Raw genomic sequence first — 22,965 nt, forward strand, 5'->3', positions numbered from 1 at the left:
CCGCCTACTCGACAAACCTCGAGGGGCCGTCTTTTCCAGTCCGGTCGAGCGCGCACCCCTCTTAGGCTGGTTGAGCGAGCGAAGCGAGTCGAAACTTTGCACAGAGGCAGAGTCGCCTCGATACGCCGTGCTCGCTACGCTCACTCGCCTACTCGACGAGCCTCGGGGCGACGGCTGGTTGAGCCCGAAGCGAGCCGAAACCATCACACGAGGCGCAGAGTGGTCTCGATACGGCGTGCTCGCTGCGCTCGCCCGCCTACTCGACGATCCTCGGGGGACGGCGATCGGCTTCCCGCAGTTATGGACTGTGTTGATACGGCGGGGTTCGTGTGCGGGGGCCGCGGCGCGATCTGGGCTACGAGGTTGCGGGCAGCAGCTCGCGGCCGAGGCGGTCTCGTTCGGGGTCGGGGGCGGGGACCGCGTGCACCAGAGTGCGGGTGTAATCGGTGGCGGGCTGAACGAAGATCCTTGTCGCACTGCCGGACTCGACGACACGCCCGGCCTTGAGGACGGTCACGCGGTCGGACACCTGGCGGACGACGGCGAGGTCGTGGCTGATGAACAGTGCCGCGAAGCCGATGTCGGCCTGCAACTGTGCGAACAGCTCCAATACGCGGGCCTGGACGGAGACGTCCAGCGCGCTCGTCGGCTCGTCGGCGATGAGGAGTTTGGGGTCCGTCGAGAGCGCACGGGCGAGGGCGACGCGCTGACGCTGACCACCCGACAACTCGTGTGGCAGGCGAGAGGCGAACGAGGTCGGCAATTGCACGGCCGACAGCAGTTCGGCGACCCGAGCCGCGCGTGAGCGGCGGTCCCCGATCCTTTGGATCTCCAGCGGCTCACGGATGGACTCGGCGACGGTGAAGCGCGGGTCGAGAGAGGCGGTCGGGTCTTGCGGAACGAAGGCGATGCGGCGCCGCGCTGCTCGGAGGTCCTTGCCGGAGAGTTCGGCGAGATCGTCGCCATCCAGCAGGATACGGCCGCCGGCCAGGGGCAGCAGGCCGCCGATGGCTCGCCCGAGGGTCGTCTTTCCGGAGCCGGACTCGCCGACCACCCCGACCACCTCACCGGACTCGACCACCAGCGACACGTCCGACAGCGCTACGTGCGGGTTCGACCCGAACGATCCCGGATGCTCGACGGTCACGCCGTCGACCACGACGACCGGCGTCGGTCCGTGCGCGGCGTGGCGTCTGCTGTCCCGCGACGCGGTGTCCAAGCGCGGAACGGCGGCCAGCAACTGGCGTGTGTAGGGTGCGGAGGGCTCGGCGAAGATCCGTCCCACGTCGCCGGTCTCCACCGTCTCCCCGAGTTGCACCACCACTACGCGGTCAGCGATCTCGGCGACGACACCGAGGTTGTGCGTGATGAGCAGAATGCCTGCGCCCGTGCGCTCGCGGAGACGGACGAGGAGTTCGAGGATCTCTCGCTGCACCGAGACGTCGAGGGCTGTGGTCGGCTCGTCGGCGAGCAGCAGGGCCGGGTCGCCGGCGAGCGCGAGTGCGATGACCACACGCTGTTTCTGGCCGCCGGATAGCTGGTGCGGATAATAGCCGACACGGACCTCCGGTTCAGGTAGGTCGACGAGTCGGAGCAGTTCCACGGCCCTGGCGCGCACCGCCGCCCGGGACAGACCGCTGTGCCGGGTGAGCGCCTGGCGAAGCTGCCAGCCGATGGTCTGGACCGGGTTCAGCGCGGTCTGCGGTTCCTGGAAGACCATGGCCACGCGGTCGCCCCGAAGGCGAGCGAGGTCCTTCTCCGGAAGACCGAGAATCTCGCGTCCGTCGACCCGAACCGAACCGGTGGCCGTCGCACCGTCGGGCAGGAGACCGATCGCGGCCCGTGCGGTCATGGTCTTGCCCGATCCGGATTCTCCTACGAGAGCGACGATTTCGCCGCGATCGACGCGGAGGCTGATTCCGGAGACCGCCGGACGCGGATAGGCGAACCGCACGTGCAGGTCGGTCACTTCCAGGGCCGGAGGAACGGACGGTACGGGTACGGCGGGGGAGGACGCGGCGGTCATCGGAGGTTCCTTCTGTCGTTCGAGATCGACTGGGCGATCAGGTAGAGCCCGAGTACGAGAGCGGAGATGACGAACAGTGGTCCGAGCGAGAACCACGGATTGGTCTCCAGGTAGTTGTTTCCGGCGGCGATGAGGCCGCCGAGCGACGGAGTCGATGGGACGACGCCGATCCCCAGATAGCCCAGCGCACCTTCGATGAAGACCCCGAGCGACAGCGACAGCGCGAACTGCACGCCGAGCGCCTCCACCGAGTTCGGCAGCACATGCCGCAGCAGGATCCGTCCGGTCCCGGCGCCGCTGACCCGCGCTGCTTCGACATACGGCTGCTCGCGTACTCGCAGTACCGAGGTCCGCACCAGTCGGCCGAAGACGGGGATCTCGGCGATCGCGATGACGATGCCGACCGTGAGCGCGCCGGGACCCAGGATCGCGGCCAGCGCGATGCCGAGGATCAGCGCCGGGAAAGCGAGGATCACGTCGAAGACGCGCTGCGCGACGCTGTCGGCGAGCGGCACGGTGACCGACACAAGCCCGACGAGCGTGCCGAGGGCGGCACCGATGGGGACGGCGATGAGAATGATGAGCAGGTCCACGCGGATGCCGACGAGCGTGCGTGCGAGGACGTCGCGGTTCACGTCGTCGGTGCCGAACCAGTGATCGGCGCTGGGCGCAAGCAGATACGCGCCCTCGATCTGCTGGTCGGCGCCGTGCGAGAGGAAAAGGGGACCGAATACCCCGGCGGCGACGACAGCGAGGACGAGAACGGTCCCGACGAGGCCGGAGCCGCGTAGGAGGCTCCGGTAGAGCGGCAGCCGCGCGCGTGTCTCGTCACGGTCTGCGGGTGCCTCCGGCAGCAGTCCCGGACCGACGGGCAGGGCTTCGCCGGACGAACTGGATGGTGGCTGCGGTATCAGCACCCCGGGCCTGGGGTCGGATGGTCGGGCGTCGGAAGAACGAGTCACTGTGCACCTGCCAGTCGGATTCGAGGGTCGAGCCAGGCGTGTACGACGTCGGCGGCGAGCTGAATCAGCACGAACGCGGTGACCGACAGGAGCACGAGCACCTGGACGAGGGGGTAGTCGCGGGCGGAGATGCCCTCTTCGGTGAGCAACCCGAGCCCCGGCCAACCGAAGATCGATTCGACGAGCACCGCCCCGCCGAGCAATGCGCCGACGATCAGACCGAAAGCGGTGACGGTGGACGGCAGCGCGTTGCGCAGAGCGTGCTTGAGGACGACATCACGACGGGTCGCGCCGGTGGCGATCGCAGTGGTGGCGTACGGCTGTGCGAGTTCGGTCCGCAGGGCTTCGGTGAGGAACCGCGCCAGCATCGCCCCGGCGGGAAGCCCGAGGGTGAGGGCGGGCAACAGCAGATACTGCGCGGTGATCCCGAGGTCGTCGGTGAGTCCGTTGGGCGGGGTGCCGCCTGCGGGCAGTACTCGCCAGCGGATGCCGAAGAGGGCGATCAGGACAGTGCCGACCACGAAGGTGGGCAACGCTATCGCGACCGCGTTGATCCCGGTGAGGACCGCGTTGAGTACCCGTCCTCGCCAGATCACGGCGCTCAGCGACAACGCCAGCCCGAGGCTCACCGCCACCGTGGTCGCAGCCGCGGTCAGCACGAGGGTGTTGGTGAGGCCGAAGGAGATCAGATCGCCGATGTCGCCGCCCACCTGGTAGCTGGTTCCGAAGTCGAGGGTGACCAGGGCGCTGATCCATGCCCAGTACTGACTGAAGAAGCCACGGTCGAGTCCGAGGTCATGACGGATGGCGGCGAGTTGCTCCGGCCCGGCGTCGGGACCCGCCAGAGCCGATTCCGGACCTCCGGGGATGAGCCGGAGCACGGCGAACACGAGCAGAGAGGCGGCGAGCAGAACGACGACGGCCGTCGGAATCCGACGAATGAGATATCTGGTCATGGTCAGGACCTCCGATCAGAGGTGGCGAGGCTGGTGTGATCGAAATGGAGCTGGTCGCGGCGGTCCCAGTCGACTCCGTGGACCGTCGGCGCCGCGGTCACGCTCGAGATGACGACACCGATCTCGATCAGGAAGAGGTCGTCGAGCCAGACACGGTCGAGTCGGCGATAGGCGTCCAGAGCCTGCGGAGACGCCGGATCGGCGATCTTCCAGGCGGCGTCGGCCGCCGACGAGTACTCGGCGCTCGAGTAGTTCGAGGAGTTCTTGGCTGCGTTGAACGGATACGCCGAGACCGCCAGCGTCGACGGTGTGAACTGCGCGAAGGCATGCTGCAGTATCCACAGCCCGGAGAACTGACCGCCGATCAGTTTGGTGGCCTGCACGGTCCGGTCATTGGGAACGAGATTCGCGGTGATCCCGACCTCGCGCAGGTTCGACTGGATGATCTCCGCAACGATCCGGTCCGAGCCGCCGGTGGTGTAGTCGAGGTCGATCGGCGGGACCGGCCCGGCCTCACGCAGGAGGTCGCGGGCCCGCTGGAGATCCCGGCGATAGGTACGGTTGCCCGACTCGTCGTAGGCGGGCGAGGTCCGGGGCCACGGCAGATTCACCGGATAGCCGGAGCCGCGATAGACGTCCTTGATGATCCGATCCCTGTCGACCGCGTAGGCGATGGCGCGACGCACCCGGGGGTCGCCGAGCGCCGGGTTGGCCACATTGACGCCCACATACACCTGGGACTCGCCGCCGGTGAGCTGAATGTCGCTGAAGCCGTAACGGCGCGTGGCGATCTGGTGGTCGCTGTCGGTCAGTCCGCTGGCCACGTCGAGCTGTCCGGTGCGCAGCCGGGTGTAGAGCGACTTGGGATCGCGGGCTTCGACGAAGGTGACGGCGTCGAGCGGCGCCGCCCCGCCCCAGTACCCGGTGTTGCGGACCAGACGCACCGAGGAGTTCGGCGTCCACGAGTCGAACCGGAACGGGCCGGTGCCGTTGAACGACTTGCCGGCCTTGAGCTCATCGATCTTGGATCCGTCGAGGACGGGCGCGGAGTCGAGCAGGTCGAAGACGTTGCCCGTGGGGTGCGCGAACGTCAGCACGATGCGGTGGGGATCGCTGACGTCGTACGAGGTGATGGCGGCCGCGGTGCGCTTGAACTGCGGTGTCCACGGACCGCCCAGGTACGCCTGGAGCGACGCGCGAACGTCTGTCGAGGTGAACGGGCGCCCGTCGTGGAAGCGGACGTGCTCGCGCAGATTCAGCGTCAGCGTCTTGCCGTCCGGTGCCGTGCTCCACGAGGTCGCCAGTGAGGGCCGCGGCGTGAGGGTGGCGTGGTCGTAGGTGATCAGAGTGTCGTACACGTTCGCGAGAACGTGGCCGTTGACGCTGCCGGTACCGATCTGCAGGAAGGTCTTGGGCGAGAGGTCGCCGAGTACTCCCACGCGCAGATCACCGCCGGCCGCGACGGGGCCGGACGTCGCGGTGGTCTGCTGCGCCTCGACCGCGCTGCGGCAACCACCGAGGCCGAGCACGACGACGACGGTCAGGGCGAGCACCCACGGTTTTCGCGAGCGCGGAATCGGGAACATGCGAAGGTCTGCTTTCTCGAAGAGGACGGTGATCGCGGAAATGCGCGACTTCGAGGAATCATTCGCGGGTGGCGACCGAATGTAATCGGTTGCGTTCAGCCCGAATCTAAACTTTGACCGCAGATCGGAGAGTGAGGCATCTTCGCGCAAGCGCCGAAACGCTGATTCGGCGAATAACGCGAACAGGAAGCAGGCAGATGTCCGGCAACGACGGCAATTCAATTCCCGCTCACGCGCGAGGTTACGAGGATTTCGGCGGCGCAGTCGGCCGCACCACCTCGGTGTCGACGCCGTGGTGGCCGCCCGAGCCCGAACCGCCGGCCGGCGCGCCGAACATCGTCGTGGTCCTGGTCGACGATCTCGGATACTCCGATGTCGGTCCCTTCGGCGCCGAGATCCCGACGCCGAACATCGACCGGCTCGCGCGGAGCGGGTTCCGGCTGAGCAACTACCACACCACACCGGTGTGCTCACCGGCGCGTGCGGCGCTGCTGACCGGCGTCAACCCGCACCGTGCGGGCTACGGCAGCGTCGCCAACTCCGACCCCGGCTTTCCCGGGCTGCGCCTGGAACTGGCCGACGACGTGCTCACGCTGCCGGAGATACTGCGGGAGTCCGGGTACGCCACCTTCGCTGTCGGCAAGTGGCATCTGGTGCGGGACGCCGACATGAGCCCGGGGCGGTCGCGGAAGTCGTGGCCCCTGCAGCGCGGCTTCGACAGCTACTACGGTTCGCTGGAGGGCTTGAACTCGTTCTTCAACCCGAATCAGCTGATCGCCGACAACTCGGTGGTCGACGTCGACGAGTATCCCGACGGGTACTATGTCACCGACGATCTCACGGACCGGGCGATCGACCAGATCACAGCGTTGCGCGCACACGACGCGGACAAGCCCTTCTTCCTGTACTTCGCGCACATCGCGATGCATGGACCGCACCAGGCGAAAGCCGACGACCTGGCTCGTCACCGCGGCAGGTACGCCGAAGGCTGGGACGAGGTGCGCCGCAAACGCTTCGCGCGACAGATCGCCGACGGTCTGTTCGACCCCGGCACGCCGATCGCCGAGCGCAACACCGAACCCGGCTACGACGCGCCGTGCTGGGACGACTTGAACGACGACGAGAAGCGCCGCTACCAGCGTTACCAGGAGGTGTACGCGGCGCTCGTCGACAGCGTCGACCAGAGCGTCGGGCGGCTCATCGGCCTACTCGAGGATCTCGGTGAGCTCGAGGACACGATCATCGTGTTCACCTCCGACAACGGTGGCACCGCAGAGGGCGGGGCCACCGGAACACGGTCGTACTTCAGCCAGTTCGTGCACGGTCCGGTGCCCGATGACTGGGAGCGCGACGTGCCGCACGACGAGGAGCTGATCGGCTCGGCCGACCTCGGCGTTCACTATCCGCGTGGCTGGGGCCAGGCGTCCAACACCCCCTTCCGCTTCTACAAGGGCCAGACCTTCGCAGGCGGCGTGCGGGTGCCGTTCGTGATGTCGTGGCCGAGCGGGCTGCCGCGGACCGAGGGAGACAACGGCGTCCGGCGGCAGTTCTCGTACGTCACCGACCTCGCGCCGACTCTGCTGGAGCTGGCCGGCGTGCCGACTCCCGCGACACGTCAGGGCGTGCCCGCGGTGGAACGGGACGGCGTCAGCATCGCCGAGGTGCTCCGCGACCCGGCGGCGTCCTCGCCGCACATCGAGCAGTACGCGGAGTTCGGGGGCCATCGCGGTTTCTATCGTGACGGCTGGAAGCTGTTGTCGCTGCACGACCACCGCCCCGACCGCGTCGACGCACCCCGCTGGCAGCTGTACGACGTGCGCACCGACCCCGCGGAGACGAACGACGTGGCCGCGGAGCATCCCGACCTCGTGGCGGAACTGGCGCGGGCATGGGACGCCGCGGCCTGGCACAACACGGTGTTCCCGCTCTTCGACACCGCGGACGCACCGCAGCGGCGACGCCCGGCCGAGGGCCGCCGGTACGCATCGCCGGTCCGGATCCTGGCCGGGACGCCGACCCTCGAACGGTACCGGTCGAGTCGGCTCATCGCCTACCGAGACTTCGACGTGATCGTCGAACTGCGGGGCTGGTCGGCCGAGGACGAAGGGGTGCTGGTCGCGCACGGCGACCAGCAGGGCGGCTACCTGCTGGCGGTGGAGGACGGGCGGCTGACGTTCACCTTCAATTCCTACGGCCGGATCCAGCGGGTCACCGGTGCTCTGCCGCCCGGAACGGACACCGTCACCCTCCGGGCGGCCGCGACACCGCGGGTGAGGTGGGACTTCACCGTGCTCGCCTCGGCCTCAGGCGATGAGACGGTGGTCGCGTCCCTGCCCGATGCGGTGCAACTGGTCGGAATGGCGCCGTGGACCGGGATCTCGGTGGGTCGCGACGCACGCGGCGCCGTGGACCCGCAGCTGCGCCGCCGTCGCGGCGTCTTCCGTGCCGGTCCCGCCCTGGTGGCCGTCACCTACCGGCCCGGCCCGGTGCGGGTCCCCGAAGACGTGCGGCGAGAGATCGACGATCACGCCGCCGACCACGCGGATTGAGGCTCTGCGTCCTTTCGATCAGGGTGAGTGAATATCTCGCGGCAGATCGAGCCGACTGATTTCATTGAATTACCGAATCGGTATCTCATCAATCAGTTCCTCACTCACAGGCGAAGCATCGGCATTCGCCGATTCAGTGATGAATTCACACCATTCCAACCACATTCTTCGAGAGGGATCTCGCTATGACCGTCACGTCCATCTCCAATCGCGCCGACCGCGAAGAGGCCGCGCGAAAGATCTATTCCGAAGCAGGCATCACGGTCGACCGACTCGGTGAGAACATCGGCGCCAGAATCGGCGGAGTGCGCCTGGGCGGGGAGTTGCCCGCCGAACAGGTCGAGGCGATCCGCCTCGCCCTCGCCGCGAACAAGGTGGTCGTCTTCACCGACCAGCATCGTCTCGACGACGACGGTCAGTACGCGTTCGCCGAACTGCTCGGCGATCCGACTCTTCCGCACCCCACGGTCACCTCCCGCGGTTCGCAGCTGTTGACGATCGAAGGCGCCGCCAACAGCTGGCATACGGACGTCTCCTTCGTCGACCGCGTCCCGAAGGCGTCCATCCTGCGCGCGGTGACGCTGCCGGCGTGGGGCGGAGCCACCACCTGGGCCTCGACCGTGGCGGCCTACGAGCAACTGCCCGCGCCGCTGCGGGCGCTGGTCGACGGGCTGTGGGCCAAGCACACCAACTTCTACGACTACGTGACCGCCGAACACGACGGCGGTGACGAGGAGACGCGCCGTCGCGCCGACCACTACCGCGAGTTCACGAGCGCCGCGTACGAGACGCTCCATCCGGTGGTGCGGGTGCATCCGGAGACCGGGGAGCGGAGTCTGCTGCTCGGGCATTTCGTCAAGGAGTTCCCGGCGCTCAAGCCCGCCGAGTTCGGTCCGCTGTACCAGCTGCTGCAGAACCGAATCACCCGGCTCGAGAACACCTTCCGGTGGAATTGGAGTCTCGGCGATGTGGCGATCTGGGACAACCGTGCCACGCAGCACTACGGCATCGCCGACTTCGGCGGGCAGAAGCGGGAACTGCACCGGATCACGCTCGCCGGCGACGTCCCGGTGAGCATCGACGGCGAGAGCAGCCGGATCATCGCCGGCGACGCATCGCACTACTCGGTGGTGGAGGAGCCGCGCCGGTTGGGCGTATACGCGGCGTGACCTACGCTGCGTGACTTACGCGGCGGCGGCCCGGCACTGCGGTGTCGGGCCGCCTCGGGCTCACCGCGGCCGGGGTCCGCCCGCCGTCTCACTACTCTCCCGCGCAAAAGAACGCCCACATCACGCCGAATCGGTCGAACACCTGGCCGTACCATCCGCCCCAGGGCGCGCGGGCGAAGGGCATGGCCTCGCGGCCGCCGCCCTCGACCAACCGCTGGAGGTAGGTGCGCGCCTGGTCCGGAGTGTCCGTCGTGTAGAGCAGCGAGTAGGCCGTTCCCTGCACGGCGTAGTCGTGACCGTCCGGCATCGCGTCGGCGCCGGCGATGATGCCTGCGTCCGTCACCAGAGTCGCGTGCGCTACCGCCTGCGGGTCGGGGTCGAAGGGCATTCCGGGCATCGGGTTGTCTCCGTAGCGGAGGATCTGGAGCTCCCCTCCGAAGACGTCGTGCCAGTGCTGCATTGCCTCGGCTGTGGTGCCGGGCAATGCGATGTACGTTGCGATCGACTCTGCCATGTCTCGCTCCTTCGGGGCCGGTGGTCTCTGTAGTATGCGCGCACCTCGAGGGCGCGGGGGAGGTGTCCGGCCGACCTGGCTCATACCGCGGCCCGTGAGTGAAACCGGACTCTTTCCGCGCCGGAGGCTAACGCGTGGTGCGTCGTCGACGACACTCTGGATAGGGAGTGAGCCTACTGCGGGCTCGGAGCGGAAAGGACAGACATGCCGACGAGTCGCCAACGACGCAAGACCCCGCGAACGATGCTCGCGCGTGTCGTCGGCAACTGGCGCCGTGTTCCCCGGGAGCTGTCTGAGCAGCGAGAACGTCTCGTCACTCAGCAGGAGCTCACGGAGTTGAAACTCGCACGCTGATTCCGCCCAGCTCGACCACGTCGCCGTCGCGCAGCTGACGGCCGCGGCGGATCTCCGGCCGGCCGTTGACCGTGACCAGCCCGTCGGCGATCACCGCCTTGGCGTCGGCCCCGGACTCGATCAGGTTCGCAAGCTTCAGGAACTGCCCGAGTCGGATGCTGTCATCCCGGATTTCGATCTGATCCACTCCTGCATTGTGCCGCGCGTCCTTCTCCGTCGGCCGGGCGCCCGGATAATTTGAAGGCATGCCAGAACTGGAGAACGGATCCCGTGACGCGATGCCGAGTGCGGCGACGCGGGAGGCGAGTCGACACGTGACCGCCAATCGTCGATCGTCCGCGATCGTCCGGCGCATCTCCAATCCCAGCGGCTTCGGCCGGCGGATACCGCGGATCGCGGGGACCGTCGTGGGGTTGCTCGCGACCGTCTCACTGCTGTCGACGCTGATCCCGCCGTTCCGGCATCTGATCCGCATTCCGCGGATGTTCGTCGACGACTACCTGTTCCCCATGCCCAGCACCAGCCTCGCGTGGACGGTGGTTCTGGGGCTGCTCGCGGTGTCGCTGTCGCTGCGCAAACGTGTGGCGTGGTGGATCACGGTCGCCTACTTATCGCTCTACACCGTGCTGAACCTGCTGGTGGTCCTGGTCGCCGCGTCGGACCCGGGCTGGGCGGACGAGTGGCGGCAGTCGGTGAGCGGTCTGATCGTCAACATCGCGCTGATGGTCGTGCTGATCGCGGGCTACCGGCAGTTCAACACCCGTGTCCGGCGCGGCGCCCTCCGGTGGGCGGCGGTGGTGCTGGTCGGCGGACTGGCCGCCGGAACCCTCGCCGGCTGGGCGCTGCTCAGCGTCGCACCCGGTACCGTGGCACCGAACGAACGGCTGCCGTACGCCTTCAACCACGTGGTCGCCTTCGCGACCATCGATGTGAAACCCTTCGCGAATCATCACGCGCCCTGGATGGTGAACTGGCTGCTCGGTCTGTTCGGGGCGCTCGCGCTGATCTGTGCGGCCGTCGTGCTGTTCCGGTCGCAGCGGCTCAGCTCGCTCATGACCGCTGAGGACGAACGCCTGGTGCGTGCGCTTGTGGACGCCTACGGCGACGAGGACTCGCTCGGCTACTTCTCGACGCGGCGCGACAAGGCGGTCGTCTTCTCCCCCGACGGACGTGCGGCGATCACCTATCGAGTGGAGATGTCGACAGCGCTCGCCGGCGGCGATCCCGTGGGCGATCCGGACTCCTGGACCGAGGCCATCGCCGAGTTCTTCGCGCTCTGCGAGACCTATGGGTGGCATCCGGCAGTGCTCGGCGCCAGCACCAGGGGAGCCGAAGTCCTGCACGCTGCCGGCCTCGACGCAATCAACCTCGGCGACGAGGCGATCCTGAACGCGGCCGACTTCAGCCTGTCCGGGCCCACCATGAAGGGTGTGCGGGGGTCGGTGTCGCGGGTCAGACGGCTCGGTGTGACCGTCCGGATGCGGCGCATGAGCGAACTGCCGTGGGCCGAGGTGGAAGGAGTGGTCCGGCGCGCCGACGAATGGCGCGACACCGAGCAGGAGCGCGGCTTCGCGATGGCGCTGGGCCGGGTGGGTGACCCGGCGGACGGCGATGCACTGCTCGTCGAGGCGGTGGAGGCCGAGGGCACCGCCGACGAGAAGGTCATCGGCATGCTGTCGTTCGTTCCCTGGGGCCGCAGCGGTGTCTCGCTGGACCTGATGCGGCGCGACCGCAACGGCCCGAACGGCGTGGTGGAGACCATGGTGTCCGAGCTGGCGCAGAACGCCGAGTCGGTCGGCGTCACGAAGATCTCCCTCAACTTCGCCACCTTCCGAGACGTCTTCGAGCACGGGCCGCAGGTGGGGGCCCGACCGGTGCTGCGGCTGGTGTACGCGGTGCTGAAGTTCTTCTCGAAGTTCTTCCAGATGGAGTCGCTGTACAAGTCGAATGCGAAGTATCAGCCCCGGTGGAAGCCGCGCTACATCTGCTACGAAGACGCCAAGGTGATTCCACGCGTCGCTCTGGCCGCGATGGTCGCCGAGGGATTCGTCCAGCTTCCCGGCAAGCACTGGCGGGCCAGGCACTATCGGAGCGGTGCGTCGTCGGTCCCGGACGGCATCGACGTCGACGAACTGGTCGCCGACCTCGAATCGGAGTCGCGGACCCGAGGGATCGCCGAGGTGCGTCGGCCCGAACAGGTGCGCGTGCGGCTGGACAAGCTGGAGCGGCTGATCGACGACGGAGTGGACCCGTACCCGGTGGCGCAACCGCCCACGCACACCGTGGCCCAGGCCGCGGCCGCGCCGCTCGGGACCGTAGTGCGCATCGCCGGAAGGCTCACGCGCAAACGCGATTTCGGTCGAGTCACGTTTGCCGACGTGCACGACCAGAGCGGCGAGATCCAGATCCTCGTGGAGCCCGCGGCGATGGGGGAGCACTCGCTCGACTTCGCTTCCACCGTGGATCTGGGAGACCTCGTCGAGATCACCGGAACCATCGGGACCAGCCGATCGGGCGAGCTGTCGGTGCTCGCGACGCAGTGGCGTCTGAACGGCAAGTGCCTGCACCCGCTTCCGGACAAATGGAGCGGTCTCACCGATCCGGAGGCCCGGGTGCGGCAGCGCTACCTCGACCTGGCGGTCAACGCTCGCAGCCGCGAACTGCTGGCGACCCGCAGCGCCGTGGTCCGCGCCCTCCGCGATCATCTCGCCTCGGAGGGATTCCTGGAGGTGGAGACGCCGATCCTGCAGCAGGTGCACGGAGGGGCGAACGCGACTCCGTTCCGTACGCACATCAACGCCTACGACATGGACCTGTACCTGCGCATCGCCCCCGAACTGTTCCTGAAACGACTGTGCGTGGGAGGCATCGAGAAGGTCTTCGAGATCGGCCGGAACTTCCGCAACGAAGGCGTCGATTTCTCACACAACCCGGAGTTCACCAGTCTGGAAGCCTATGCGGCACACCATGATTACGAGTCGATGATGACGCTCGCGCGGGAGCTGATCGTCGCAGCGGCCACCGCCGCCAACGGGCGGGCGGTGATCGAGCGCACCGGGGACGCCGGCGTGGAGACGGTCGACATCTCCGGACAGTGGCCGGTGAAGTCCGTCCACGCCGCGGTGTCGGAGGCTGCGGGAGTGCAGATCGCTCCGGAGACGGGGGTGGACGAGTTGCGGCACGTGTGCCGCGGGCTCGACATCGCGTTCCGCCCCGACTGGGACGCCGGGCATCTGGTCCTGGAACTGTACGAACACCTGGTGGAGGCACGGACCACGTTCCCGACGTTCTACAAGGACTTCCCGACCTCGACGTCGCCGCTCACCCGCGCGCACCGCCTCGTCGACGGCGTCGCGGAGCGCTGGGATCTGGTGGCCTGGGGTGTGGAACTCGGCACCGCCTACACCGAACTGACGGACCCGGTGGACCAGCGAACGAGGCTCACCGAGCAGTCGATCCTGGCGGCGGGCGGTGACTCGGAGGCGATGGAACTCGACGAGGACTTCCTCACCGCGCTCGAGTACGCGATGCCTCCGACCGGCGGTCTCGGCCTCGGCGTTGACCGCATCGTCATGTTGATCACCGGTCAGTCGATCCGCGAGTCGCTCGCGTTCCCGCTGGCCAAGCCGCACCAATAGACCCCGAAAACTCTTGGCTCCCGGAACGGGCTGTGAGACCGGTCCGGGAGCCAAAGTTTTCGAGCGCGTGCGGTCAGACCGCGGCGAGCGACAGCGTGCTGTCCGCCGCGGCCATCACCTCGGGGTCGTGGGTCGCGATGACCGTGATGCAGCCGGACTCGGCGGTCACCTGCTTGATCAGGGCGGTGATGCGGCCGGCCTGGCTGCGGTCCACCGCAGCCGTCGGCTCGTCGATCAGCAGCAGTCGTGGCTCGTGGACCAGGGCGCGTGCGATCGCGACTCGCTGGCGCTGGCCGCCGGAGAGTTCATCGGGCCGCTGCTTCTCGTGTCCGGCCAGCCCCACTTCATCGAGCAGGTGCAGGGCGCGGTCGCGGGCCTGCGACGGTCGGCGTCCGGAGATGACGGCCTGGGCCAGCACCTGGTCGAGAACGGTGAGTCCGGGAAACAGGTTGCCGGACTGGAACACGTAGCCCACCCGGGTGCGCCGCATCCGGTCGCGGGCGCGGACCGACAGGCCCGTGACCTCGGTGTCGTCGAGGGTGACGCTCCCGCTGTCGGGCTGTCGCAGGATGCCGCACACACCGAGAAGGGTGGACTTGCCCGAGCCCGACGGGCCGACGATGGCCGTGGCCTCACCGGCTCGGAAGGTCGCGTCGAATCCGTCGAGGACGGTGAGACGCTCCTCACCCGAGTGGTATTCGACGCGGACGTCGCGGAGGTCGAGGCTCATCGGGATGCTCCCAGCATGGTCAGGGGATCGGCAGAGACCACCCAGCGGAGGGTGACGGCGGAGCCGACGAGCGATGCCGCGATCACCGCCAGCGTGGTCGTCGCCAGGGACGAGAACGAGAGGTCGAAGGGAACGGCGTCGCCGAGCAACAGGCCGAGCAGATACGCGACCGCCGAGCCGATGATGGTGGAGAGCGCGACGACCACCGCGGCCTGGGCGAGTGCGGAACCGATCAGCGACCAGCGAGACACGCCGAGCGCCCGCTGCAACGCGTACACGCCCTGACGCTGCAGCACCCAGACGGCGAAGAACGCGGCGACGATCAGCGGAGCGATCACGTAGAGGAAGGCGAGGATCGAGTTCATGGTGAGCCGCTCGCCGGAGTAGCCGGGAGCCGCGGCGAGCAGGACGCCCTCGCTCTGCGTGGTGGTGCCGCCGAGCGTATCGGGCGGTGTCCCGCCGACGATGACCACGGCGGCGGCGGTTCCCTGCTGGCGCGGGCCCAGACCGGTGGTGCCGTACCGGATGGTCCGCCAGGTGTCGAGCGAGGTGTACGCGGCGGGGACGTGGCCGTACGAGCGGGCCTCGGAGATACCGACCACCCGCAGTCGGACGTCGCTGTTGTCGATCGCGAGCACGTCGCCGATGCCGACGCCGTCGTCGTGCAGCTTCTCGGAGACGACCACTTCGCCGGGTGCCGGCGTCAGTCGATCACCGCTCTCGGTGTCCGGAGCCAGCGGACCGTCCGGATCGACGCCGAAGACCGCGAGGTCGACCATCGTGCCCTTCTGCGTCTCGCCGTGCGACATGGTGACGCCCATCGGCGCCGCCTCGACGCCGGACTGGAATCGCCAGGCATCCACGTCTTTCGCCGAGATCACGCTCCGGTTGAAGTCGGAGGTTCCGTCGGCGAAGGCCACGGACTGGGCGTTGAGCGCACGCAGCGCCGACACCGTGTCGTTGCCCAGGCCGATCGTGAAGCCCGACACCATTCCGACCAGGGCCGCGACCAGCGCGACCACCAGGCCGATCATCGCGAAGCGGCCCCAGGCCGCTCGCAGTTCACGCAATGCGATGAACACCATCGCTCCCATCTTAGAGACACTATGTCGCGAAGGACGGTACATGATCGCGACAGGGTGTCCCTAACTGGGCTCAGTCGGAGTCGACGATCGCCTCCGCGGCGCCGCACATGAAGTCGATGACCGACTCCGAGTCCTGTTCCGGACCGACCAGGGCGAGTGAGGAGTCCACGAGCGCCCCGACCGCGGCGATGACCAGGTCGGGGTGCGCGGCGCCGGAACGCGCGACCGCCTCGTGCAGCACGGCTGCGATCTGTCCGTGCAGGTCGGAGATCCGCTCACGGGCGGACTCCGACAGACCGGCGTGGGCGAGTGACCGCTGCAGAGCGTGCTCGCCGCCGGCCGCGAGTGTGAGGTTGCTGCGCACGTAGGCGACCACGGCGGCGCGCGGGTCGGCAGCGGCGGCGACGTCCGCGCGGACCTGCGACGCCCACTCCTCGAAGCCTCGCGCGACCACCATGTCCACCAGATCGTCGATCGAGGAGACGTAGCGGTAGATGCTGTTCCGGGCGATGCCCGCCTCGGCGGCGACCGAGGCCGCGGTGAGCCGTTCCCGGCTCAGCAGAATCCGCTCGGTTCCGTCGATCAACGCCGACAGCACTGCCTCGCGGTGCTCGGCGAGCGAGTCGGCACTGATCTTCGGCACGTCGGTCGGCCGCCTTTCCGGAAGTGGAGACTCGGGTCGTACGGATAGAACACGCTACCGCCGCCGCGCGGGCCGCCGAAGCCGGTGCCCGAAGCCGGTGCTCACCGGCTGCGGCAGCTGTGACGTAACCGGGCGTTACAGATAAGAGTCCGCCCGCCTAGAATCGATGGCCATGAGCACGTTGAACTTCACCCCGACCGCCGACCTCGTCGACGAGATCGGCGCCGATGTCCGGAGCTGCGACACCCAGTTCACCCAGTACGGCGGGAACCGTGAGTTCGTCGGTACCGTGACCACGGTCCGGTGCTTCCAGGACAACGCGCTGCTCAAGTCGATCCTGTCGGAGCCCAACCCGGGCGGCGTGCTCGTGATCGACGGCGACGCGTCGGTGCACACCGCGCTCGTCGGCGACATCATCGCCGAACTCGGTCGGTCCAACGGCTGGGTGGGAATCATCGCCAACGGCGCGATCCGCGACGCGAAGACCATCGGCGGCATGGCCATCGGTGTCAAGGCGCTCGGCACCAACCCGCGCAAGTCGACGAAGACCGGTGCGGGCGAACGGGACGTGCCGGTGGAGCTCGGCGGCGTCACCTTCAATCCGGGCGACATCGTCTACTCCGACGACGACGGCATCGTCCTCGTCGCGCCCCAAGCCTGACCGCAGGCCACAGAACTCTAGGAGCACATCATGCCGAAGCCCGCACCCGCATACTTCCAGCGTCTGGCGGCGCTGGCCGCGATCGACAACCCGGCCGACCGCCCGACCCGACCGGTTCTCGAGGCCTACAGCGGCGTCGAGATGGCGACCGTGCCAGTGGGCACCGCCGAGGATCTCGAGTTGGCCGTGGCCCGCGCCCGCGCAGCTCAGAGCGCATGGGGCGATCGTTCGGCCGCCGACCGAGCCAAGGTGATCAACCGCTTCTCCGAGCTGGTCAACGACCACGCCGAGGAGCTCATGGACATCGCGCAGGCCGAGACCGGCAAGGCGCGGATCTATGCGCAGGAAGAGGTCATCGACGTCGCGCTTACCGCCCGCTTCTACGCGCAGCACGGTCCGAAGATGCTTGCCGATCGCAAGGTGCAGGGCATGCTTCCGGGCGCGACCGACACTCGGGTCCGCTACCAGCCCAAGGGCGTCGTCGGCGTCATCAGCCCGTGGAACTACCCGCTGACGCTGGCGGTCTCCGACGCGGTGGCCGCGCTCATCGCGGGCAACGCCGTCGTCATCAAGCCCGACAGCAACACCCCGTACTGCTGCCTCGCGCTGGCTGAACTCCTGTACCAGGCGGGACTCCCGCGCGAGCTGTACGCCGTGGTGCCCGGTCCGGGCTCGGTGGTCGGGCAGGCGATCGTCGCGCAGACCGACTACGTCATGTTCACCGGATCCTCGGCCACCGGGTCGACTCTCGCGGCTCAGGCGGGCAAGCGGCTGATCGGTTTCTCGGCCGAGCTCGGTGGAAAGAATCCGCTGATCATCACCCGCAACGCCGATGTCGACCGGGCCGTCGCCGGTGCCGCCCGCGCGTGCTACTCGAACTCCGGGCAACTGTGCATCTCGATCGAGCGGATCTACGTCGATCGGGCCATCGCCGACGAGTTCTCGGAGAAGTTCGCCGAGCACGTCAAGGGCATGAACCTGGCGGGCACCTATGACTTCAGCGCCGACATGGGCTCGCTCGCCTCGGCACAGCAGGTCGACACCGTCGACGCGCACGTCACCGACGCCGTCGCCAAGGGCGCCAAGGTGCTCGCCGGCGGACGCAAGCGCGCCGACCTGGGCCCGTTCTTCTACGAGCCGACCGTGCTCGCCGGCGTCACCGAACAGATGACCTGCTACGCGGACGAGACCTTCGGCCCGCTGGTGTCGATCTACCCGGTCGACTCCACCGACGAGGCGATCAAGCGCGCCAACGACACCGAGTACGGTCTCAACGCCAGCGTCTTCGCGGGCAGCAACGACGAAGCGCAGAAGATCGCCGAGCAGATCCACGCGGGCACGGTCAACATCAACGAGGGCTACGCCGCCGCATGGGGTTCCACGGCAGCTCCGATGGGCGGCATGGGCATCTCGGGCATGGGACGCCGACACGGTGAGGAGGGGCTGCTCAAGTACACCGAGCCGCAGACCATCGCCACCCAGCGGTTCATCGGTCTCGACGGCATCCGCGGGATCCCGCAGAGCCTGTACTTGAAGCTGACCCCGCAGATCATCAAGTCGCTCAAGTACCTGCCCGGCCGGTAAGCGTGGGTTCGAGGCCCGGTCGCGTTACCCGCGGCCGGGCCTATCGTCAAGGTGGCAGATCTGCCAATGGCTCCTGTCGACGGCTCCGAGTGAACTGTGGGACACCTCATAGTTTCGACAAGGAGTCCCTGATGCACCTCGACGAGTACACCACCCACGACGCCACCGGTCTGGCCGAGCTGATCTCGACCGGTCAGGTCGGTGCCGACGAAGTCCACGCCGCCGCGCGCGAAGCACTCGCCACAGTCAACGACGATCTCAACGCGGTCGTCGCCGGACCGTTCGAGGAACCGCTCGAGTACTCGTCCGACGGTCCGCTGGGTGGCGTCCCGTTCGTCATCAAAGACCTCATCTGCCACGCGGCCGGAGTCCGGACGTGGATGGGCACCCGGCTGACGGGCCCCGACGGTGTCGTGTTCGATCACGACACCGAACTGATGTCGCGGTTCCGCGCGAGCGGTCTGGCGACGCTGGCCACGTCCACGACCCCGGAGCTGGGCTACAACGCGAACACCGAGCCGGTGACGTCGGGATCCACCCGCAACCCGTGGGACACCTCCCGGTCGGCGGGCGGATCCAGCGGCGGCTCGGCCGCGTTGGTGGCGGCCGGTGCGGTGCCCGTCGCGCATGCGAACGACGGCGGCGGTTCGACGAGGATCCCGGCGGCGTACAACGGTCTGGTCGGATTCAAACCGAGTCGTGGGCGGGTCAGCCTGGCGCCGGACATGCAGGAGGCCTTGTACGGGTGCGCGGCGGAGTCGGTGGTGACCAGGTCGGTGCGCGACACCGCGACCGTGTTCGACACGATCTGCGGAGCCGCACCGGGTGACAAGTACGCCTGGTCCGGCGAGGACTACGGCTTCGCCGGGCTCGCTCGGCAGGACCCGAGGCGATTGCGCATCGCCGTCCACACCGAGTCGTGGGCTGGCACGTACGTCGATCCGGAGGTCGTGGCCTCGGTGGAGGCCGCAGTGCAGACGCTGCAGGATCTCGGCCATCGTGTGGAGGTCGCGACGCCGTCCTTCGACTGGGACCAGTTCATGGAGGCGCACTACCGCTACTGGGGCGGGTTCGTCGCCGAGTCGATCGCGGGGATCAGCGCGATGTCCGGCCTGGAACCCGGGCCGGAGACCCTTGAAGCCGCGATCCTGAAGGGCTGGGAGTACGGCAGGTCGCTGACCGTGCTCGACATGGCGGAAGCGTCGGCCGTGGTGAACACGATCACCCGGTCGGTCGCCGCGTTCTATCGGGACTACGATGTGCTGCTGACCCCGACCACCAACACGGTCGCGCCTGTTCTCGGTCATCTCGACTCCGACGACTCCTCGTTGAGCCACGAGGAGTGGACTCGGAGGATCTTCGACACCGTCAGCTTCACGCCGTTGCAGAATCTCACCGGGACCCCGGCGGTGAGCGTTCCGGCACGGCCGAGTTCCACCGGTCTGCCGATCGGTGTGCAGTTCGCCGGGCGCATCAACGAGGACGGGCTGCTGATGCAGTTGGCCGGCGAGTACGAGCGGGCCGCCGGATGGTCGGACCGTCGTCCGCGCGTTCACGCCTCGGCGATCAGCTGACGGGGACTTGTCAGGAGCTCGGGCTGCGGAGATCCTGGTCTGAGGTCGACGGACGGAGTGGTGCATGGCCGATGGCATCGGGTCGCTGGGGTTCGAACTGGCCGAGATCTGCGTCGCCGAATCCGTCGACCGCGCCCGGAGCGTTCTGCAAGTGCTGATGAATGCGACGGGCGCGGTCGCTGGTCTGCTCGCCGGACCGGATGGTGTCCGGACCGGTCCGGTTCTGGCGGTTCAGGAGTATTCGCCGCCGCTGGTCGAGGCGATCACCGGCGATTTCACCCGCGGACCCAGTTACCGGGCGCTGGCCGACGACCCCGTCCGGCCCCTCCGCAGCTGGCGGGACGTGGGTGAGGAGTTCGTGTCCAGCGCCATGACCCGCGACCTTCTCATCCCTGCCGGATACCGGGGCGGGGTGTCGATGAGAATCGTCGACGAGACCGACGGCTACGTCGGAGACCTCCACCTGAGTACGACCTGCCGGAGTCGGCCCACCGAGTCCGGGATGGTGGCGTTGCATCGGGTCCGCCCCATCCTGGCCGGTCTGTGCCGCAGCGAACTCCCGCGGACCGAACCGGTCCACGGGACGGGTGACGATGCTTCCGTGCAGACCGTGGCCCGGCTGATCGTCTGCTCGGACGGCTGCGTGGAGACGCTGCTCGCGCCGGGTGGGCCCGAGGGGAGTCGGCTGAGGGCTCTGGCGGCCAGTCTGAGCCGCGTTCGCGATCGACGTGATGTGCGCTGTCTGTGGTCGGCGGCGGACGGTCGTCCGTTTCGGGTCCAGGTCCGCTACTTTCCCGACGGTGCGTCCGTGACGGTGCTTGACGCGCCTGTCCCGTATGGACTGACGCATCGGGAGACCGAGGTGCTCTCGTACGTCTGGGCGGGGCTGTCGAACTATTCGATCTCCATCCGCACCGGCGTTCGCGAACGGACCGTCGCCGCCCACGTCAGTTCGATCCTGGCCAAAACGGGCACGTCGTCGCGGGCACGGGCGGCGGTGCTCGCTGAACGGGAAGGGCTGGTGTGGGCAGGGCTGCTCGCGAACTGATGCCGCCGGGCCCGGCCGCCTGACCCTCAGGCGGCCAGGGCCGATCGGCCGGGCGCCAGGGACGCCGCCGTGATGCCGAAGTCGGCGAGGTCGGCGGGCAGATCGTCGGTGAGTGCCAGCGACGCTCCGGCGCGCGCGAGCGCCGGGGCCATCTGGATTCCGTAGCCGCCCTGGCCTGCGAACCAGAAGAGGCCGTCGACCGCGGGATCGGGTCCGACCACCGGCGTGCGGTCGGCGGTGAAGCTGCGGAGGCCGGCCCACGACGTCGAGACGCTGCGCACGGCCAGCAGCGTCGCCTCGTTGAGCCGTTCGATCGCGCGGGCGATCTCCAGATCGTCCGGTTTGGCGTCCGAGGGCGGCTGCGGTGTCTCCTCCGCGGGCGAACACAAGAAGCCGGCGCCGTCGGGTTTGAAGTAGAAGTCCTCGCTCGCCGACATCGTCATGGTGCGGCGCGCCGCGATGGAGCGGGCAGGGGTCTCCCGCGGGCCGGGAACCATGAACGCGGTCCGGCGGAGCGGAGCGATGCCGATCGGGGCGGCGCCGAACATGCCCGCGACTTCGTCGCACCACGCCCCCGCCGCGTTGACCACGGTGCGGGCGCGCAGTTCGTCGCCGGCCGCATCGCGCAGCACCCAGGACGACCGCTCGCGGCGGGCTTCGACGATGCCCGCCGACTTGAGCACGGTGCCGCCCCGGCGCCGGAGCCCGCGCAGAAATCCCTGGTGCAGGCCGTGAACGTCGAGTTCCAGCGAACCGTAGTCGACCATCGCGAGGTCGGTGTAACCCGACCGGAGCATCGGATTCAGCTGTTCCGCCGCGTTCCCGTCGACCAGCTCGATGGTCTGGCTGCGCGGACTCACCGTCTCGTACAGGGCGCGAAGTCCGTCGACCTCGGTCTCCTCGGCGACGATCAGCAACGGCAGTTCGGCCACCAGCGGGCCGTCGACGATGTCGGGCGGCGCGACGAAGAAGTCGCGGCTGGCCCGGGTGAGCGCACGCACGGTGGCGTTGCCGTAGCTCTCCAGGAAGGTCGCGGCCGAACGGCCGGTGGTGTGGTAGGCCAGCGTCGATTCACGTTCGACGAGGGCGACCGATCGGTGGGCGGCCAGTTCGTACGCGATCGAGACGCCGGCGATTCCGCCGCCGACGACGATTGTGTCGAAGTCGGCGGCGGTGATCGAAGCGGTGTTGTCCATGGGGCTTCCCCTCGGCAGGTCGAAGAGGCGAGATGTGTCCTCCCCTCCGAGGGTAGGCACGAGATGTGATCCACGTCTTGGTCATCAGCACGAATCGGTAGGCCGCCGATCGGTGAGATCCACAAACCGACCAGTCGGAGAGGTCAGTCGGGCGGACGTCCGCCGGCGAGGCGCTCGATCAGCGGAAGGGTCCGATACCCGATCGCCTCGTGCATCACCACCGATACCGTCGTCCGTTCCACTCCCGGAACGGCCAGCACATGTCCGGCGATCCGGTAGAGATCGTCGGCGTCGGCGGCGACCACCAGCAGCTGCAGATCGGCGATGCCGGAGACGCCTACGGCTTCGAGTACTTCGGGAATCCCGTCGAGCGAGTCCAGCACCTGCTCCAGGCGATGCTGGTCGACCACCACGGCGATATAGGCGCGCAGGGGGAAGCCGAGGTCGCGCGGATGCACGCGACGGTCGAAAGGGGCCAGCACGCCTTCGGTCTCCCACCGCCCGATCCGGGCCTGGACGGTGTTGCGCGCCATGTCGACCAGTCCCGCCAACTGCACGCCGGTGGCGCGCGGGAACTCGCACAGAGCACGGAGAATCTTCGCGTCGGTTCGGTCCAGCCTGGCCATAGCGCACAGTATCGCTCGTCGAACGGTGCCGATGTTGGGCATTCTGATCAATTTCCCCGATGGA

18 protein-coding genes are annotated in these 22,965 nt (G+C 68.3%); 7 read left to right on the top strand and 11 right to left on the bottom strand.

What is annotated here, in order from left to right:
- Positions 1 to 355: 355 nt before the first annotated feature.
- Genes Y710_RS14990 through Y710_RS15005 form a run of 4 tightly spaced genes read right to left on the bottom strand, consistent with a single transcriptional unit; the run spans position 356 to position 5,530 of the window.
- Positions 356 to 2,026, bottom strand: coding sequence for a dipeptide ABC transporter ATP-binding protein (locus tag Y710_RS14990; RefSeq protein ID WP_062367812.1), 1,671 nt, complete (start codon positions 2,024 to 2,026; stop codon positions 356 to 358).
- Positions 2,023 to 2,943, bottom strand: coding sequence for an ABC transporter permease (locus tag Y710_RS14995; RefSeq protein ID WP_062367813.1), 921 nt, complete (start codon positions 2,941 to 2,943; stop codon positions 2,023 to 2,025). Before Y710_RS14995 ends, Y710_RS14990 begins: the two co-directional genes overlap by 4 nt.
- Positions 2,944 to 2,984: 41 nt before the next feature.
- Entirely contained in the window at positions 2,985 to 3,944 is a 960-nt protein-coding gene (locus Y710_RS15000) for an ABC transporter permease (RefSeq protein ID WP_062367814.1), read from the bottom strand.
- 2 nt (positions 3,945 to 3,946) lie between these two features.
- Positions 3,947 to 5,530, bottom strand: coding sequence for an ABC transporter substrate-binding protein (locus tag Y710_RS15005; RefSeq protein ID WP_062367815.1), 1,584 nt, complete (start codon positions 5,528 to 5,530; stop codon positions 3,947 to 3,949).
- A 197-nt stretch (positions 5,531 to 5,727) separates the two neighbouring features.
- Between Y710_RS15005 and Y710_RS15010 the strand changes: the two genes are divergently transcribed.
- Together Y710_RS15010 and Y710_RS15015 are read left to right on the top strand one after the other, a co-directional pair.
- On the top strand, positions 5,728 to 8,079 hold the full coding sequence (locus Y710_RS15010) for an arylsulfatase (protein ID WP_062367816.1): 2,352 nt from the start codon (positions 5,728 to 5,730) through the stop codon (positions 8,077 to 8,079).
- 185 nt (positions 8,080 to 8,264) lie between these two features.
- Positions 8,265 to 9,248, top strand: a complete 984-nt coding sequence (locus Y710_RS15015) for a TauD/TfdA dioxygenase family protein (RefSeq protein WP_062367817.1) — start codon at positions 8,265 to 8,267, stop codon at positions 9,246 to 9,248.
- A gap of 91 nt (positions 9,249 to 9,339) precedes the next feature.
- Here Y710_RS15015 and Y710_RS15020 read toward each other — a convergent pair whose 3' ends face one another.
- Positions 9,340 to 9,762 (bottom strand): VOC family protein, encoded by a 423-nt coding sequence (locus Y710_RS15020; protein WP_045538342.1) that lies wholly within the window; start codon positions 9,760 to 9,762, stop codon positions 9,340 to 9,342.
- A gap of 328 nt (positions 9,763 to 10,090) precedes the next feature.
- Positions 10,091 to 10,303, bottom strand: coding sequence for an RNA-binding S4 domain-containing protein (locus tag Y710_RS15025; protein WP_045538343.1), 213 nt, complete (start codon positions 10,301 to 10,303; stop codon positions 10,091 to 10,093).
- A 91-nt stretch (positions 10,304 to 10,394) separates the two neighbouring features.
- Between Y710_RS15025 and lysX the strand changes: the two genes are divergently transcribed.
- Positions 10,395 to 13,754 (top strand): bifunctional lysylphosphatidylglycerol synthetase/lysine--tRNA ligase LysX, encoded by a 3,360-nt coding sequence (lysX, locus tag Y710_RS15030; protein WP_231875760.1) that lies wholly within the window; start codon positions 10,395 to 10,397, stop codon positions 13,752 to 13,754.
- A gap of 73 nt (positions 13,755 to 13,827) precedes the next feature.
- Here lysX and Y710_RS15035 read toward each other — a convergent pair whose 3' ends face one another.
- The 3 genes from Y710_RS15035 to Y710_RS15045 form a co-directional block, all read right to left on the bottom strand.
- Positions 13,828 to 14,484, bottom strand: coding sequence for an ABC transporter ATP-binding protein (locus Y710_RS15035; RefSeq protein WP_006898107.1), 657 nt, complete (start codon positions 14,482 to 14,484; stop codon positions 13,828 to 13,830).
- Entirely contained in the window at positions 14,481 to 15,578 is a 1,098-nt protein-coding gene (locus Y710_RS15040; RefSeq protein ID WP_231875758.1) for an FtsX-like permease family protein, read from the bottom strand. Before Y710_RS15040 ends, Y710_RS15035 begins: the two co-directional genes overlap by 4 nt.
- Positions 15,579 to 15,639: 61 nt before the next feature.
- Complete coding sequence (locus Y710_RS15045; RefSeq protein WP_006898105.1) at positions 15,640 to 16,212, bottom strand: TetR/AcrR family transcriptional regulator; 573 nt, start codon at positions 16,210 to 16,212, stop codon at positions 15,640 to 15,642.
- Positions 16,213 to 16,384: 172 nt separating this feature from the next.
- Here Y710_RS15045 and rraA point away from each other — a divergent pair, with 172 nt between their 5' ends.
- The 4 genes from rraA (at position 16,385) to Y710_RS18955 (ending at position 21,079) form a co-directional block, all read left to right on the top strand.
- On the top strand, positions 16,385 to 16,873 hold the full coding sequence (gene rraA, locus Y710_RS15050) for a ribonuclease E activity regulator RraA (protein WP_039868113.1): 489 nt from the start codon (positions 16,385 to 16,387) through the stop codon (positions 16,871 to 16,873).
- 30 nt (positions 16,874 to 16,903) lie between these two features.
- Positions 16,904 to 18,457, top strand: a complete 1,554-nt coding sequence (locus Y710_RS15055; protein ID WP_006898103.1) for a succinic semialdehyde dehydrogenase — start codon at positions 16,904 to 16,906, stop codon at positions 18,455 to 18,457.
- Between the two features lie 131 nt (positions 18,458 to 18,588).
- Positions 18,589 to 20,031 (top strand): amidase, encoded by a 1,443-nt coding sequence (locus tag Y710_RS15060; protein WP_006898102.1) that lies wholly within the window; start codon positions 18,589 to 18,591, stop codon positions 20,029 to 20,031.
- Positions 20,032 to 20,095: 64 nt separating this feature from the next.
- Positions 20,096 to 21,079, top strand: a complete 984-nt coding sequence (locus Y710_RS18955; RefSeq protein ID WP_006898101.1) for a helix-turn-helix transcriptional regulator — start codon at positions 20,096 to 20,098, stop codon at positions 21,077 to 21,079.
- Between the two features lie 26 nt (positions 21,080 to 21,105).
- Here Y710_RS18955 and Y710_RS15070 read toward each other — a convergent pair whose 3' ends face one another.
- Both Y710_RS15070 and Y710_RS15075 read right to left on the bottom strand, forming a co-directional pair.
- The gene (locus tag Y710_RS15070) at positions 21,106 to 22,275 is read right to left on the bottom strand and encodes an NAD(P)/FAD-dependent oxidoreductase (RefSeq protein WP_062367819.1); all 1,170 of its coding nucleotides are present in this window, start codon (positions 22,273 to 22,275) and stop codon (positions 21,106 to 21,108) included.
- A gap of 143 nt (positions 22,276 to 22,418) precedes the next feature.
- A complete protein-coding gene (locus tag Y710_RS15075; RefSeq protein ID WP_006898099.1) occupies positions 22,419 to 22,901 on the bottom strand; it encodes an Lrp/AsnC family transcriptional regulator in 483 nt (160 codons plus the stop codon).
- Positions 22,902 to 22,965 lie beyond the last annotated feature (64 nt).

The organism is Gordonia sp. QH-12 (genome assembly GCF_001578675.1).
GTDB lineage: Bacteria > Actinomycetota > Actinomycetes > Mycobacteriales > Mycobacteriaceae > Gordonia > Gordonia sihwensis.